The organism is Parageobacillus sp. G301 (genome assembly GCF_030268025.1).
GTDB lineage: Bacteria > Bacillota > Bacilli > Bacillales > Anoxybacillaceae > Parageobacillus_B > Parageobacillus_B toebii.
Genome location: NZ_BSDB01000001.1, coordinates 1534044 through 1549119 on the forward strand (window position 1 = coordinate 1534044; position 15076 = coordinate 1549119).

Below are 15076 nucleotides of genomic sequence, written 5' to 3' on the forward strand. Positions count from 1 at the left end.
GGAAAAGAGGAGATCCTCTTTTCCGCTTCTATATGGAAATAAGATGTGAGCCATCAAATAAATATAAATAACATTCATCTACATTGATTTTCCAAATTTGTTCTACAGCGCGACGGTATAACTGCATTTGTGTTTTATAGCGGGATATTATCACCTGTTTTGCTTCATGCCAACCTCCTGCGAACCGATTAGTTACGGTGTCTGTTTTAAAGTCGATTAATACAAGTCCTTTTTCGTCAGCAAATAAACAATCAATGACGCCTTGAACAAGAACTTTTCTTTCTTCGCCAACACCGTCTTCATATACTTCTTTTGCCGGCAGCGCCAAGCTAAACGGCACTTCACGATACACTTCGTCTGCGGCACGTAGGCGCTTGCCGATTTCTGTGTCGAAAAACGCAACAACGCTCGAAATATCGATCGCTTCCGCCTGTTCGTGTGTTAGTAGCTCCATTTGAACTAATTTGGCTATTTGTTCACGAACCGTCTCTTCCGTAATTGGTGCTGTCAAATCGACTTGCTGCATCACAGTATGCATTGCCGTTCCTTTTTCTGCCGGTGTCAATGTTTTTTCTCTCATAAACATTGGACGCTCAAACAGCGGTGTGGAAAATGAATGAAGCGGCATTCGGTCAGCATTTTCCCCGAAAATTTCACGATGTCGTTTTAACTCAGATACCGTTTGCTTCGCACGGACAAGCATTTCTTTTTCATATGCGTATTCCCACGAAAGAAGGCGATCAACCTCTTCCTTCCATTCCCCCGCGTTCGGAACACGCTCTCCTCGTTTTAACGCGGTGATTATTTGCTCATCCATCTGCTCTGCTTCTTTATCCACGTCATACAATTGGCTCGCCGGAATGACTTCCATATGCCAAATAGACGGATGGGAAGCGATTTTCTCACATACATAGGACAAATCACCGAAGTTTCGTCCGTCACGATGGCGGATGAGCGCCCTTCCGATCCAATCTAAGTAACAACGCGCAGAAGCACGGACATCATCCGGCAAAAGCCACTCTTCTTCCATCGCAGTGCTTTTCCATTTTGCTACTTCTTTTTCCGCATCTTTCACGGCTGCGATTAAATATAGTTTCTCTTTTGCCCTTGTTAACGCAACATATAAAATTCGCATTTCTTCCGCTAAAAAATCGAGCCGTTTCTTCTGTTTTATCGCGATTTGCGGCAATGTCGGATAGCTGATGCGCAGCTTTGGATCTACAAATCTCGCCGCAAACCCGAGTTCTTTATCAAGCAAATACGATTCATATAAGTCTCGCGTATTAAACGGACGTGCCAGCCCAGCAATAAAAACGATTGGAAATTCAAGCCCTTTGCTGCTATGAATCGTCATAATGCGAACAACATCTTCTTGTTCGCCAAGGGAGCGGGCCGCACCTAAATCATCTCCGCGATTTTGCAGGCGTTCAATAAACCGTAAAAAGCGAAACAATCCTCGAAATGACGTCGTTTCATATTGCCGAGCTCGGTCATAAAGCGCGCGCAAATTCGCTTGTCGTTGTTTCCCGCCAGGCAAACCACCGACAAAATCGTAAAATTGCGTATCCCGATATAGCTGCCAAATAACATCCGCCAACGAACGCTGACGCGCCATTGTCCGCCAATGTTTTAGCTGTTCGTAAAACAGGCGCAATTTTTGTTGCAACGCTGCTTCTTCTTTGTCATCCACCGTTTTATTCAAAAATGAAACCATCGCCTCATAAAACGTGCCTTTTTTCTCATGAATGCGAATCAGCGCTAATTCATTTTCATTCAAACCGACAATTGGAGAACGCAAAACCGACGCAAGCGGTATGTCTTGATATGGATTATCGATCACTTTTAATAGTGACAGCATGATAGATATTTCTGTCGCTTGGAAATATCCAGAAGATAGATCCGCATACACCGGAATACCTTGCGCGCGAAATTCTTCCATTATTTGCGGAGCGGCCGTCATGGAACGGAGAAGAATAACGATGTCTCGATACATGGCGCGACGCATTCGTTTTGCTTTGCGATCGTAAACGTGAAACGGCTCGGAGACGATTTCCTTTATTTTTTTTGCCATCATGCGCGCTTCTAGCTGTGCTGCTGCTAGATCATTCGTGTCAAACTCCTCGGTTTCTTCGTCGTCTTTGCTATTTCGGTCAATAATGATCAATTCCGGCGCTGCTTGCTCATTGTCCGGATAGTCAACGGCGCCATATTTTAATTCCGCCGCTTCGTCATATTCCATCTCCCCAACTGTTTCGCTCATAATTTGTTTAAAAATAAAGTTCGTTCCATGCAAAATTTCCGCGCGGCTGCGAAAGTTATTGGATAAGTCTATTTTCATTCCCGATTGCTTACCGTCTGCCGTAAACCGTTTATATTTGCTTAAAAATAACATCGGCTCCGCTAAGCGAAAGCGATAAATTGATTGTTTTACGTCACCTACCATAAATAAATTTCCGGTATGTTCATTTCCTTTTGTCACAAGCTGCAATATCGCTTCTTGCACCATGTTCGTATCTTGATATTCGTCAACAAGCACTTCAACAAATTGAGCGCGATAATCTAAAGCAGCGTCAGACGGAAGCCATTGTCCGTCAGCCGAATCCGGATGACGCAAAATTTGTAAACAATAATGCTCCAAATCCGAAAAATCGACGATTCCTTTTTCACGCTTGCGTGCTTGAAACATTTCCGTAAATTGTTTTACTAACCGAACAATCGTTTCAACGACCGGTTTCATCTCCCGCATATGGCGATGCCATGTAGTCGGGCGGAGAGAAAATACATTGTCCCGTAACGATTCCAATTTCTTTTTCGCTTGATCGCGCAATGATTTTGCTTCTTCCACGAGCTGCGGATCGTATTCGTCGCCGCGGCACGATTTTAAACGCGATAACGACAACGACTTCATCGCTTCATATAGCTCGTCCCATGAGCGGTCTAACAATGCTTCTAAATGGGCGATAAGCTGCAAATCATCGCGATAATTTTCAGCTCGCGGCAACGGCCCTCCAGGCAAATGAGCCAGTTGTAAAGCTCTTGCAATAAGGCGTTTTGCCGCTGCCAATTCCATCTCTACATATTTTCTTAAGTAAGAAATATACGGAAGCTGCGTTAATGGAGTATCCTCGTCTATGTCATACATCGCAACAAGTTGGTCAAGCCATCTATACGGTTCCGGATGCGACCGGGAAAATTCATAGATAGCCAAAATCATTTCTTGCAGCTCAGCGTCGCTCCGGTCCCCTGTATAACGGTCCACTACTTCGAAAAACAGCTCGTTATCGGCTTTTCCGTACTCTTCTTCCAAGAGTTCTTCCATCACTTCTTCTTTCAGCAATTCCATTTCCGTATCATCAGCAATGCGAAATACGGGATCAATATCGATCAAATAGTAATATTTACGAATAACGTCCAAACAAAAGGAGTGAATTGTTGAAATCGAAGCACGATTCAACAAACTAAGCTGTCTGCGCAAATGGAGCGAGTTTGGCTGTTTATCCAGCTCGCGTTCGATCGCCTCGGCAATTCTCGTTTTCATTTCGGCCGCAGAAGCGTTGGTAAACGTCACAACAAGAAGCCGGTCGACATCAATCGGGTCTTCTTTCGCCGTAATTTTTTGGATAATCCGTTCGACAAGCACCGCTGTTTTCCCTGATCCTGCCGCCGCTGCCACTAAAATGTCTTGGCCATCCGCAACAATAGCCTTCCATTGTTCATCCGTCCACTGACTTTCCTTCGGTTTCGGACGAAAAACGATATTCATTTCAGTCCTTCCCTTCTGAAAATTTTTGTACGATTTCGCGGTTTTCTTCCGGAACTAACAAGCGATAGCGATTATTTGAAAACGATTCATCAAACTGACAAACCGACTTAAATGCACAAAACTCGCAAGGCGTCTGTTCATTTAACTTGTATGGCGAAATGTCGACGATTCCGTCGATGATTTGAATGCCAATGGTTTGAAACAGCTGACGGATATGTTGGCGAAGACGCGAAAAATCTTCTTCACTGACCACCGATGAGCTGGAATGAATAGCGCCTTTTTTCGTAATTTGGGCTGGAACGATTAACGACCATTTTCCTTCCTCCATTTGCGTGTCCATCAAGCGGATTGCTTCCACATCCCCGAGCAAAAGCCCGCGCATTTTAAATTGTTCCAACAGTTTTCGTTCCACTTCTTTTTCATCATAAAGGAGCTGATCGCTTTTAATAATTGGATTATGCACATGGAAATAAAGAATCCCGGCCGGAAAAGCTTCCTTGCCGACTAGCTGTTCTGCATAAGTGAGCACAATGTCCAAGTAAGTGAGCATTTGCAGCGCAAGGCCGTAGTATACTTCCGTTAAATCCAGCGTTTTGGCGCTAGATTTATAGTCAATGACGCGCAATAGCACTCCCCTTGAACTTTCCGCTTTATCAACGCGGTCAATTCGTCCGACAAGCTCCATCACCGTACCGTCCGGAAGCTGGAACGTAAGCGGTGGAAGCACGCCATTTGGTCCAAACTCCAACTCAAGGCCAATCGGCACAAAACTGCTTGCTTTCGCGTGCTCGCTTAATACATTCGTTGTCCGCGCAATAATGTTTTGCAGCTTTCGTTTCATATAATAGTAGCGATTGGAACTAAGCAATATTTGCTGCTGAATGAGCGGTGCAATTTGTTCCACCGCTTCCATTGACAGCTGCTCACACTGCTGTTTGGACAAATGGCGCCAATCAATTTTTGCTTCGCGAAGACGATCGGAAATAATTTTCAGCGCAGAGTGAAATAGTTGTCCAATGTCAGGAGCATCGAGCCGAAAAACAGCCCGTTCCTTTAACCGTAAGCCATGGGAAACAAAATGAGAAAACGGGCATTTTTGAAATTGCTCCATGCGCGATACGCTCGCCTGAATTTTTTTGCCGTACAATCGCTTGCTAATTTCTTTTTTCAACGGCGTTGCCTCATTCGTATAAAATACCCCTGCAATCGCTTTGCGCGCGTGACTTCTCCATTGTTGATCACTTACGTAAAAGTTATATACATCCCACCAAAGCGGCGCAATCGAGTAATTCCGTTTCCATGCTTGCAGTTGTGTTACAAGATATGTTAGCGTCGCACGCGGAACAGTGACAAATTCATGTTGTTCCGCAAACGGCGCATCAAGTGGATCATTTCCACAAACACGCTTTTGCAAATTCGGGAATAAATCGGTAAGATGCTTGATAATGATCGAAGGCGAGAGCGCCTTTCCTTCTTCATTTGCCAGCGGATATGTCACATATAGACGCTCGCTTGGACTCGCTAATGCTAAATAAATGAAAAACGGTTCATAAAATAATTGTTCTCTTCCTCCCGGAGCAACTCTCGTTCCAAACTGCTGTAAAAGTTCCCGTTCCGTTTCTCCCAGCAATCCGTCTTCTTTTGCTTTTGCCGGAATGATTCCTTCATTTACGCCAATAATAAACGCGCATTTGACATCAATAAGACGAGAACGGTCTAATTGGGCAATAATCACTTGGTCCATCGCGGGTGGGACAAGCGAAAATTCGAGGCGGTCAAGCCCTGTTTCGATGATTTTAGCAAACTCTGCTACCGGTATCGATTCATCTCCTAACATTTCTACATATTGGTTTAATAAATCAATCACCGCATTCCATACTTGCTCATGCTGCCTTGCTTCCATCAGCCTTCCTTGTTCTTCGGCTTCTTTGCTCATTTTCTCTAGTTTTCTAGGAATTTGCAATTCTTCTAGGAATAAATAAATCGCTTCACAAAGGCTTCTGCCGTCTTTTGCTCTTCGCATGCGGCGCTCTAGCTTAGAGAGCGGAGCTGCAATTATATCACGCCATTCGTTTAACTTTTCTTCGTATTGCTTTTCCTCATCTGTTTGTGGGATGGATAATCCTTCTAATGCCTGGTAGCGGCGGTATGTCCAGCGTTCACCATTTGTCCATTTTTCACCTTTAATTCCGTACGCGAGAACATAATTCTCTAGCTGGTCCATTGCTTCACGCAATGCGACGATATCTTCTTCCACTGGAAATAATAAGTCTGTTTTAATGGCGCGAAATACCGATTCATAACGCCAGCGTGATGTAATAATTTCCATACTGGCCCGCAGCAATTCAATAAGCGGGTGGTGATGCATCGGCTCTTTTTCATCCATAAAATAAGGAATATGAAAATCATAAAAAATGGTTTTCACTAAATCGCGATAATCTTTCGTATTGCGAACAATCAAAGCAATATCACGATAACGATATCCTTTGTCACGCACAAGATGAACGATTTCACGAGCAATCGCTTCGATTTCCGCACGGCGGTTTGCCGCTTCATATACTTGAACCGCCTCTGTCTCTTCTGAATAGACAACCGCGGGGCGCTCATGATAGTACGCTTCAAGATGAGCAAGCGCTTTTTCTTGATGGCGCATATTTCTATCTAAAATCATGGTGTCTTCGATGGCAACATCATTTAAGAGCGCCATTTGGCGAATATCATGATAAGTTTTTGCCGTTAAATAAAATAAATGCAATTCATTTGGCAATTGGTCATCGTAAGGCGCATCTACTGTTAATGCCACAGTAACACGTTTACAATGAATAAGCAGCTGTTCAAGCACCATATACTCCTGTGGTGTAAATTGGTGAAACCCATCAATATAGATTTCTGCATTACGCAAATAGCGGGATTGCGGGATTTTTTCGGAAAGCAATCGCAAATAATCCTCTGAATCTATATAATGGTTCAATAAACTTCTCTCTAGTTCTTCATAAATGATGGATATATCGTTTAATTTATCGGCTAACACCTTTTCAGCCGGCTTTTTTCCTTGTTCCGTCAACACTTTTACATGTTCGCGAAGATGCTGTGGAGTAACACAATAACGTTTACATTCTGTAATCATGTCGTGAAGCTGTTTGATAAAGCCTGTCTTATCAACGGCGCGGCCAAATAATTTCAATTGCTGTTTCTTTTGTTCGACAATTTTTCGAATCATCATCTGCATTCCGATATCATTCACATGGTATCGACTCATTCCACCAGTTTCCTGCAAAATACGCCATGCTAACCGTGTGAAGCTAAAAACTTGCGCCCGGATCATTCCGCCTAATCCTGGTGTATGTATTAACGCATATTCTGATTGAAACGTCATTTGCTCTGGAACAAGATAAATAATCGGATTCCCTTTTGGCTCTTCTTTTAATTTACGACGAATTTCATTTAAGCACATTGTCGTTTTTCCACTTCCCGATCTTCCTAAAAGAAATCGAAGCGACATCGATATCACCTTCATTTTCTATTATTTCCTTCATTTTAGCACATATGTTCGTATTCTGGAAGAAAAAATGGTATTCACGTGCTATACCGCATCGATGAATACCTTTTACGCGAACTACCCGCCATTTCACTTTGTTTGAACTCAAGCGATTTGAAGTTTTCACCAAGCGATAAACCAAAACAACCGTTTTACACTTCCCCTCGTTCCAAAGGCGTCCGTTCTTCTATCATTTTATAGCCATGCGTTTACTGCCGCAAATAGAAATTTATTTCCACTCCAAACAAAATTTTTAAACTATATCAAAATCGGACAGAAAATTGTTGAACAGGCCAATAGCGCAAATCAACTTTTCCTACTACTTGACTTATTTTCACGAATCCGAAATGCCGGCTGTCCCAGCTGCTTAACCGGTTATCGCCAAGGACAAAAATATATCCTTCCGGCACTCTCTTTTTCCCTGTAAGTTCTTCCAGCGTAAAATCTCCCGTCAACTTTCCGTCAATCAATTTTTGTTTATACGGTTGTAAATATGGTTCATTGGTTTTTTTTCCATTAATATATAGCACATCATTTTTATATTCAATTTGATCACCAGGCAGTCCGATCACGCGCTTTATATAATCTTCCTTTTCATTTGCATGAAAGACGACAACATCAAACCGATGAATATCGCCAATTTGATAACTTAGTTTATTTACAATTAACAAATTTCCTTCTTGCAATGTCGGCATCATCGATTTCCCCTCCACCATATAGTTGGTGAAGCAAAGAAACCGTAATACCAAAATAAAAGTGAGTGCACCTCCGAAAAGAAATGACCTGCGCCACCGCCGTCTCTTCTCTCCCATGTTCCAATCGCCACCTGCCATTATCCATCTCCCTCATTATACCGTTTTTCGGTTATTGAAAACTTCGCTTCCACTCTCTTTCCAGCATACCATAACATTGCGATAACAACCGCTATCGCGACTGTACGCAACGGCTGTTTCACAAGCGCGGCAATATCATATCCAATAAAACTAATTGTAAAAATCATTACCATCTTTCCCAATAATACAGCTAAAATAAATTGTTGCCGGCTCATCCGCGACAACCCTGCGACAACATTGACGACCGCTGATGGAGTAAACGGAAAACAATATATTAAAAACACTGGTCCAAAACCATGGCGCTCAATCCAATGCATAAACTGCCGGACTTTTCGATGGCGGCTTACAAAATGAAAAAAACGCTTTTGTCCAATTTTTCGTGTAAGGCAAAAAACGAGAATGGAACCGAGACAGGCGCCGATCCACGAAATAAGGAAACCTTTCCACAAACCAAATGCTGCGGCATTTGCCATAACAAAAACAAACATTGGCAAAACAGGAAAAAACGATTCCAACAACGTTGCTGCAATTCCTGGGAACACTCCAAAGGAGCGATACTGCTCCAGCATGGATAGTACGTTGTCAAGGGTAAACCATTGTTTGATTGCTTCGATGTCCATTTATACTCCCCATTCATATTATGCTATATATTTTATTTTACACACTTCTAAAGGTAATTTGAACTAATCTTTATGGATATGAATGATCAAAACAATGGAAAATGATTAAATAGTAATAATAGTAAAATGAAAGAATAACAGCTGCAAGAGCCGTTTTTCTCCCACTTACTTGCGATGAAGAAAATCCGCTGAAGTGGGAGATTTTTCGGCTTTTTAAAAAACTATTGCTGCAACCACCCTTTAGAATGATTCATCCGAAACACATACTGCAGTTTACGTTCTCTTGCCTCCATTCGCTCTGTCAGTTTTGTTCTGAGCTGTGCCGTACGATAAAGTTGATTGACAAAAGAGTGGTAGGAAACATCAAGTAAAATGCTTTTTTCGTTGGTAAAATAGACGATTGTTTGATCATTTTTTGTGGGCTCATATTTATATACGTGAATGTGTGATAGCCAAACACAGCGAGGATCACTAGGGGAAATCGTTGGGAAAACGTAAATTTCGTTGAGCGGTTCGATTGCGATCGGTGCTTTATGCGTAATGCCGATGACAGCTCGGGTGCCTTCTTTTCTGCCTCGAAAACTAGAACCGTAATAGTCGCAGCTGCGTTTAATAATATCAATTGGCCTCATTTTGACAATATACTCGCCATCCTCTTCGACAACTTTTGCGTAGGAATTACCATGTAAGTGATGTGGTAAAACCGCCATGGTATAGCGGCTAATAACAAATTTATTCAGGACGATAAACTCATTTACTTTCATTACAAATTTCTCTCCTCTCTTATACATTGTACCTAATTCCATCATATCATTAATAGTTATATTTTTCTATATTTTCAAAAAATAATGAACATTTTTTATGATGAAAATCACGTTAAATAATAAATCCCATGACCAAAGTCATGGGAGAAAGGTGTTTTTAGAATGACTAATCTCTCGCGAACTCTTCCACCTATTAATGGAATGAAAGCGGAAGAGGTTCATGAATTATGAAATGTTTGCCGAATTTCTTCTTCCGCTAAATATTCGTTTGCTTGTTCAATAGCTGTATGCTCGCCAATCGAACCTCCAGCATATGTTTCCTCATTCAAAAATGCCTGCTGAAAATGAAAATCTGTACTTATGCGAAACTCTGGATGCAACGTTGGCTCAAATGGCATTTCTCTTTTTTCATTTTCCTTTTGCATATGATGATCGCCTCCCATGTTTAGGATGTGTTAGTATTTCCAAATTATACAAAACTAGAAGTCATGTTGTTATTTTGTAATATTTCATTGGGAAGGCAACCATAAAAAGCGATCATATGATCCTCTAACATATTTTTACAGAAATATGTATACTTTCTTGTCTAATTTTATCATTTCTATATATCACTCGATAACAAAAGGGCACGCTTATATCAAGCATGCCCTTGTTTCTTCTATATGAAATCCCCCATTTTTCCCTTATGCTGTCGTAAATTGTTCTTCTTCTGTCGAACCTTTCAACGCGACCGTTGATGCTTGACCGCCGGAAATCACTTGCGCTACTTCGTCGAAGTAACCAGTACCAACTTCGCGTTGATGTCTTGTTGCCGTGTAGCCATATTTTTCTGCGGCAAATTCTGCTTGTTGTAATTCTGCATATGCCGCCATACCACGCTCTTTGTATCCGCGTGCCAATTCGAACATGCTGTAGTTTAATGTATGGAAACCAGCGAGTGTAACGAATTGGAATTTGTAGCCCATTTTTGCGAGTTCTTTTTGGAAGTTTGCAATCGTTTCGTCGTCCAATTTTTTCTTCCAGTTAAATGATGGCGAGCAGTTGTAAGCGAGCATTTTGCCTGGGAATTTTTCATGAATCGCTTCTGCGAAACGACGCGCTTCTTCTAAGTTTGGCTCGCTTGTTTCGCACCAGATTAAATCCGCATACGGCGCATACGCTAAGCCGCGAGCAATCGCTTGGTCAAGCCCTGCTCTCGTGCGGTAAAATCCTTCCGGTGTCCGTTCACCAGTAATAAATTCTTGGTCACGAGGGTCGATATCGCTCGTAATTAAATCCGCCGCATTCGCATCTGTACGTGCAATCAACACAGTCGGTACACCCATGACGTCTGCTGCAAGACGTGCCGCAATTAAGTTACGTACCGCTGTTTGCGTTGGAAGCAACACTTTTCCGCCTAAGTGACCGCATTTTTTCTCCGAAGAAAGCTGGTCTTCGAAGTGAACACCTGCTGCACCTGCCTCAATCATCGCTTTCATCAATTCAAACACATTTAATTGACCGCCAAAACCTGCTTCTGCATCAGCAACAATCGGTACGAAATAATCGACATCTCCGCTTTGTTCCAAATATTGAATTTGATCGGCACGTTGCAATGCTTGATTAATCCGTTTCACCACATGAGGTACGCTATTGGACGGATATAAGCTTTGATCTGGATACATTTGCCCTGCAAGGTTTGCATCTGCCGCTACTTGCCATCCGCTTAAATAAATCGCTTTTAAACCGGCTTTCACTTGCTGAACTGCTTGGTTTCCAGTTAACGCCCCAAGGGCATTGATATAATCTTCCGTATTTAACAATTTCCAAAGTTTCTCTGCACCGCGACGAGCCAATGTATATTCAATATCAATCGAGCCGCGCAATTTAATGACATCTTCCGCGCTATAAGGGCGAACAATCCCTTTCCAACGCTCTTCATTTTTCCAACTTTCTTCCAATTGTTTTACACGTTCTTCAAAACTAGCCATTTCTCTTCCCCCATCTCTATTGTTATAACACATTATCGTTTGGTACGTTGTTATTATATAACAGAATCGCAAAAAAGAAAACAGTTTTTTTAAAATTTTTTAAAAAAATTTCAAAAAGGAAATCTTTTTCGCTTTGTTACTGTTTTTTCCGTAAAGAGCTTTGATATTCCTCTAAATACACGATCCTCTCTAAAATCGTCGGATGTGTATAACGAAACAGCTTCACAATTAACGGAGGATTTACCTCACTCAACCCCGCTTTTGTCAGTTTTTGAAACGAAGAAATCGCTGCGTCTGGATTTTTTGTCAGTTCAATTGCGTACTTATCCGCTGCATGCTCTTCATAGCGCGATACAGCATTGACAAACGGGCTCAATGCAAAACTAAGCAATGACACAAGAAGCAAAAACAATGGAAGAGAAGCAATATCGCTTACTTTGTTCACCCCGACAAGTTTCCCCCATTTTGCAATCGCTAGCTTTATCCATTTGCTGATGATCCATAGTCCGAAAAAGGCAAGGGCAATATATCCGGCAATTCCCCAATATATATGCTTCATCACGTAATGCCCCATTTCATGCGCCATAATGAACAACACTTCTTCGTCTTCTAACCGCTGTAAGGTTGTATCCCATAGCACGATGCGCGCATGGGAGCCAATTCCTGTGACATACGCATTTAACGCATTCGTTTTTTCGGACATATTCACTTCGAATACATGTTCAGCAGGGATGTGTGCTTCGCTAGCTAGTGCTAAAATTTTTGCTTCTAATTTTTTATCTTTTAACGGATAAAAATCGTTATATAATGGGTCAATGACAACCGGCTGAATGAACATAAAAAAAATCATAAACGGCACGCATAACGCCCACGCATACAGCCACCAGCGCCTTTCAAAGCGGCGAAGGAGCCAATACAATACCGTTGCAATCAACATAAACAGCACCGTATCAACCAAAAAATTGGTCAGCCCATCCTTCAACCAACTTGATACCGATTGCGTGCTAATGCCATATGTGCGGGAAAGATGATAGCCGACAAAATTTAGCGGAAGCGAAAATGCCGTCACAATGAGAGATAACCAAAATACATATAGGACGGATCGGAGCGTAAACCACTTTGTCGCTCGCTCCACCCACGTTTGCAACGCTTTAGCAACCCCGAGCGCCAAGAGACAAAAATAAATTAGCCATTCGTACGGAACGGCGAGAAAAAATAAAAGATCTTTCCACTTCGAATATTCTTCGCTTAACATTTGCTCTCTTGGTGTTAAAAATGTCGCCGGATCGGCGCTCGTTCCTTTCCACTCTAGCGGAATCGATGTATCAGCAACAAATAAATACCATGCCATTCCTATTCCATACAGCACATAAACGAAGAGCATCCAACGAACGACTTTTTTCATTACTTGCAACCTCCTTTTTTCGCAACCAACACTGCTATTTTTAGTGTAATCAACTTCGCCATAATTAGAACGCCAAAGAACTGTCACAAATACCATCCGTATAAATGACTATTTTCTTGTATGATAGACGTAGGAGAGTGATAATGGTGAAAAAATTGTATTTATCGCTAACCATCCTGTTTATTCTTTGTGTTGGTGCCGGAGCATTTTATTTCACCGTATATCGGCAGTCAAAGATGGAACTGCCTAGCGATGTTGTAATGGAAACAGCATGGGGGGATGAATATCGTTTTAGTGATATGAAACCGAAAATTCGCTTGCTTGAATTTATGTATACAAATTGCCCGGACGTTTGTCCGAATACGACATTTCAAATGACAAAATTACGCGCAAAACTAGAAAAAGAGCACGTGTTTGGGAAAAATGTCGAGTTTATTACGATTACCATCGATCCGAAGCGGGATACTCCGGAAAAGTTGCAAGCATATGCGAAATCGTACGGAGTCACCAACGGCAATCAAGGCTGGGTGTTTTTGCGGGGGAATGAAGCAGATACAAAAAAAGTCGCCGACGCTTTTTATTTCCAATATCGCGACCCTGGAAACGGCATGCTTGTCCATACGACGTTAACCTACTTATTAGATGAAGACGGGCGCGTTATTGAACAATTTGGTATGGGAAAAGAACGATTTAACGTACAGGAAGTTTATGAGACGATTATGGACGAAATAAAATAAAGGATCATCTAATAAAAGCTTCAGCGTTGTGATGAACTGAAGCTTTTATTTTTATGTATCAAACTGTTCACATGATGATTGCTTGTTTCAGCGTTCTCTGCTTTTATCAGCATATGAGTGTCAACCGAAGCACTCTTATTCTGTTGCCGCCACTCTCACTCCATCTGGCTTTCCATTTTAGCAATAAAAAAGTAAGCACATATTAGGAACAGAAATATGTTTGGCTTACCTTTTTACTGCGTTCATCATTCTATTGACCATTTATACAAGCAGCGCATAAACGCTCAACACCGCCACAGATACAAGAACGACAATGATAACGTTCGCGCCGAGCCATGCCGCCACAAATGCGCTTATAAAACCAAGAATGCCAAACCAAATATCTTCATGGATGAAAAAGATCCCTGGAACGATAAGCGCACCTAACGTCGCATACGGAACGTTTTTCAAGACACCTTGCCAAAATAGCGGCAGCTTGACGCGCTGAAACACAACAAGCGGAAGCATGCGCGGAATATATGTCACAAGCCCCATACCGATAATCATCCAAACGATCGCGCTATTCATCTTGTTCCGCCTCGCTTTCTTTCGCAAAACATTGCACGGCAATTGCTGCCGCTAATGTCGCTATCACAATTGACCACCCTTTGGAAATATGCAAGAGAAGCATGCATAGCGAATTAATGACTGCGGCCATTCCCGCAAGCAAAATGATTTTTCGCTGTTTTTTCAACGCCGGAACGAGCAAACCGATAAACATTGCATATAGAGCGACCGACATGCTTTTTTGCAAGCTTTGCGGCAAGCTGTCGCCGACAAGATAACCGATGCCCGAATTCACCACCCAGCTGCCGTATGACAGCAAAATAAGTCCGAACATATAAGAAGCGGTCACCGCCCCTTCTTTCATCGCCGCCACGGAAAACGTTTCGTCCGTAATGCCAAATGCATAGAGCGCCTTTTTCCAAAGAGCGTCCGGTTCCGCTTTTTCATTTAACGAAGCCGACATAAGAAAATGGCGAATGTTTAAAATAAACGTTGTCAACACAATTTCAAACATTCCCGTGCCAATGGAAAGCAAGTTTAACGCAATGTATTGGGAAGCTCCAGCAAACACAATAACGCTCATCAGCACCGTTTCCGCGAGCGTTAATCCCGTTGTTTTCGCGAGAAACCCAAACATCAGCGCAATCGGCATATAGCCAATCGCAATCGTTACCCCTGCTTGCACACCTTGGCGAAACGGCGATGATTTGCCCGCCGCCAATGTCGTTTCCACGATGAATCCCCCGTTTCTGTTTAGCTTTACATAATATTATCTAAAAATTATTTATTTTTTGCAATAATCAGTTCATCATGCTTCGATGGGGATATATTGAAACTGTGATCTCTCCTTCACAGATTCCAAATCCCTTGTTAAATAGCGAAAAAGCATCAATCAAAACG

At 42.2% G+C, this 15076-nt stretch carries 11 protein-coding genes; 1 reads left to right on the top strand and 10 read right to left on the bottom strand.

Features of this window, described 5'->3' with window-relative positions; genetic code table 11:
* Positions 1-28: 28 nt before the first annotated feature.
* From addA to QSJ37_RS07840, 8 genes are all read right to left on the bottom strand, one after another.
* Complete coding sequence (gene addA, locus QSJ37_RS07805) at positions 29-3763, bottom strand: helicase-exonuclease AddAB subunit AddA (protein ID WP_285754592.1); 3735 nt, start codon at positions 3761-3763, stop codon at positions 29-31.
* Between the two features lies 1 nt (position 3764).
* Complete coding sequence (addB, locus tag QSJ37_RS07810) at positions 3765-7265, bottom strand: helicase-exonuclease AddAB subunit AddB (RefSeq protein WP_285754593.1); 3501 nt, start codon at positions 7263-7265, stop codon at positions 3765-3767.
* 299 nt (positions 7266-7564) lie between these two features.
* Entirely contained in the window at positions 7565-8113 is a 549-nt protein-coding gene (gene lepB / locus QSJ37_RS07815) for a signal peptidase I (protein WP_285754784.1), read from the bottom strand.
* Positions 8114-8133: 20 nt separating this feature from the next.
* Positions 8134-8754 carry a TVP38/TMEM64 family protein gene (locus tag QSJ37_RS07820; RefSeq protein ID WP_285754594.1) on the bottom strand — a complete coding sequence of 207 codons (621 nt, stop codon included), beginning with the start codon at positions 8752-8754 and terminating at the stop codon, positions 8134-8136.
* 221 nt (positions 8755-8975) lie between these two features.
* A complete protein-coding gene (locus QSJ37_RS07825; protein WP_285754595.1) occupies positions 8976-9518 on the bottom strand; it encodes a competence protein ComK in 543 nt (180 codons plus the stop codon).
* Between the two features lie 218 nt (positions 9519-9736).
* Positions 9737-9943 (bottom strand): hypothetical protein, encoded by a 207-nt coding sequence (locus tag QSJ37_RS07830; protein ID WP_012749361.1) that lies wholly within the window; start codon positions 9941-9943, stop codon positions 9737-9739.
* 258 nt (positions 9944-10201) lie between these two features.
* Entirely contained in the window at positions 10202-11488 is a 1287-nt protein-coding gene (gene aceA / locus QSJ37_RS07835; RefSeq protein ID WP_285754596.1) for an isocitrate lyase, read from the bottom strand.
* Positions 11489-11624: 136 nt separating this feature from the next.
* Entirely contained in the window at positions 11625-12893 is a 1269-nt protein-coding gene (locus tag QSJ37_RS07840; protein ID WP_285754597.1) for a M48 family metallopeptidase, read from the bottom strand.
* 146 nt (positions 12894-13039) lie between these two features.
* On the opposite strand from QSJ37_RS07840, the gene QSJ37_RS07845 reads away from it, so the two are divergent.
* Positions 13040-13630 (top strand): SCO family protein, encoded by a 591-nt coding sequence (locus QSJ37_RS07845; protein WP_285754785.1) that lies wholly within the window; start codon positions 13040-13042, stop codon positions 13628-13630.
* Positions 13631-13891: 261 nt separating this feature from the next.
* On the opposite strand, the gene QSJ37_RS07850 is transcribed toward QSJ37_RS07845, so the two are convergent.
* Complete coding sequence (locus tag QSJ37_RS07850) at positions 13892-14197, bottom strand: AzlD domain-containing protein (RefSeq protein ID WP_285754598.1); 306 nt, start codon at positions 14195-14197, stop codon at positions 13892-13894.
* On the bottom strand, positions 14190-14909 hold the full coding sequence (locus QSJ37_RS07855; RefSeq protein WP_285754599.1) for an AzlC family ABC transporter permease: 720 nt from the start codon (positions 14907-14909) through the stop codon (positions 14190-14192). Before QSJ37_RS07855 ends, QSJ37_RS07850 begins: the two co-directional genes overlap by 8 nt.
* Positions 14910-15076 lie beyond the last annotated feature (167 nt).

What these genes read in the sequence shown, in the direction of transcription:
- addA (WP_285754592.1), bottom strand. Translation starts at nt 3,763, where the DNA reads ATGAATATCGTTTTTCGTCCGAAACCGAAGGAAAGTCAGTGGACGGAT.
- addB (WP_285754593.1), bottom strand. Translation starts at nt 7,265, where the DNA reads ATGTCGCTTCGATTTCTTTTAGGAAGATCGGGAAGTGGAAAAACGACA.
- lepB (WP_285754784.1), bottom strand. Translation starts at nt 8,113, where the DNA reads ATGGGAGAGAAGAGACGGCGGTGGCGCAGGTCATTTCTTTTCGGAGGT.
- QSJ37_RS07820 (WP_285754594.1), bottom strand. Translation starts at nt 8,754, where the DNA reads ATGGACATCGAAGCAATCAAACAATGGTTTACCCTTGACAACGTACTA.
- QSJ37_RS07825 (WP_285754595.1), bottom strand. Translation starts at nt 9,518, where the DNA reads ATGAAAGTAAATGAGTTTATCGTCCTGAATAAATTTGTTATTAGCCGC.
- QSJ37_RS07830 (WP_012749361.1), bottom strand. Translation starts at nt 9,943, where the DNA reads ATGCAAAAGGAAAATGAAAAAAGAGAAATGCCATTTGAGCCAACGTTG.
- aceA (WP_285754596.1), bottom strand. Translation starts at nt 11,488, where the DNA reads ATGGCTAGTTTTGAAGAACGTGTAAAACAATTGGAAGAAAGTTGGAAA.
- QSJ37_RS07840 (WP_285754597.1), bottom strand. Translation starts at nt 12,893, where the DNA reads ATGAAAAAAGTCGTTCGTTGGATGCTCTTCGTTTATGTGCTGTATGGA.
- QSJ37_RS07850 (WP_285754598.1), bottom strand. Translation starts at nt 14,197, where the DNA reads ATGAATAGCGCGATCGTTTGGATGATTATCGGTATGGGGCTTGTGACA.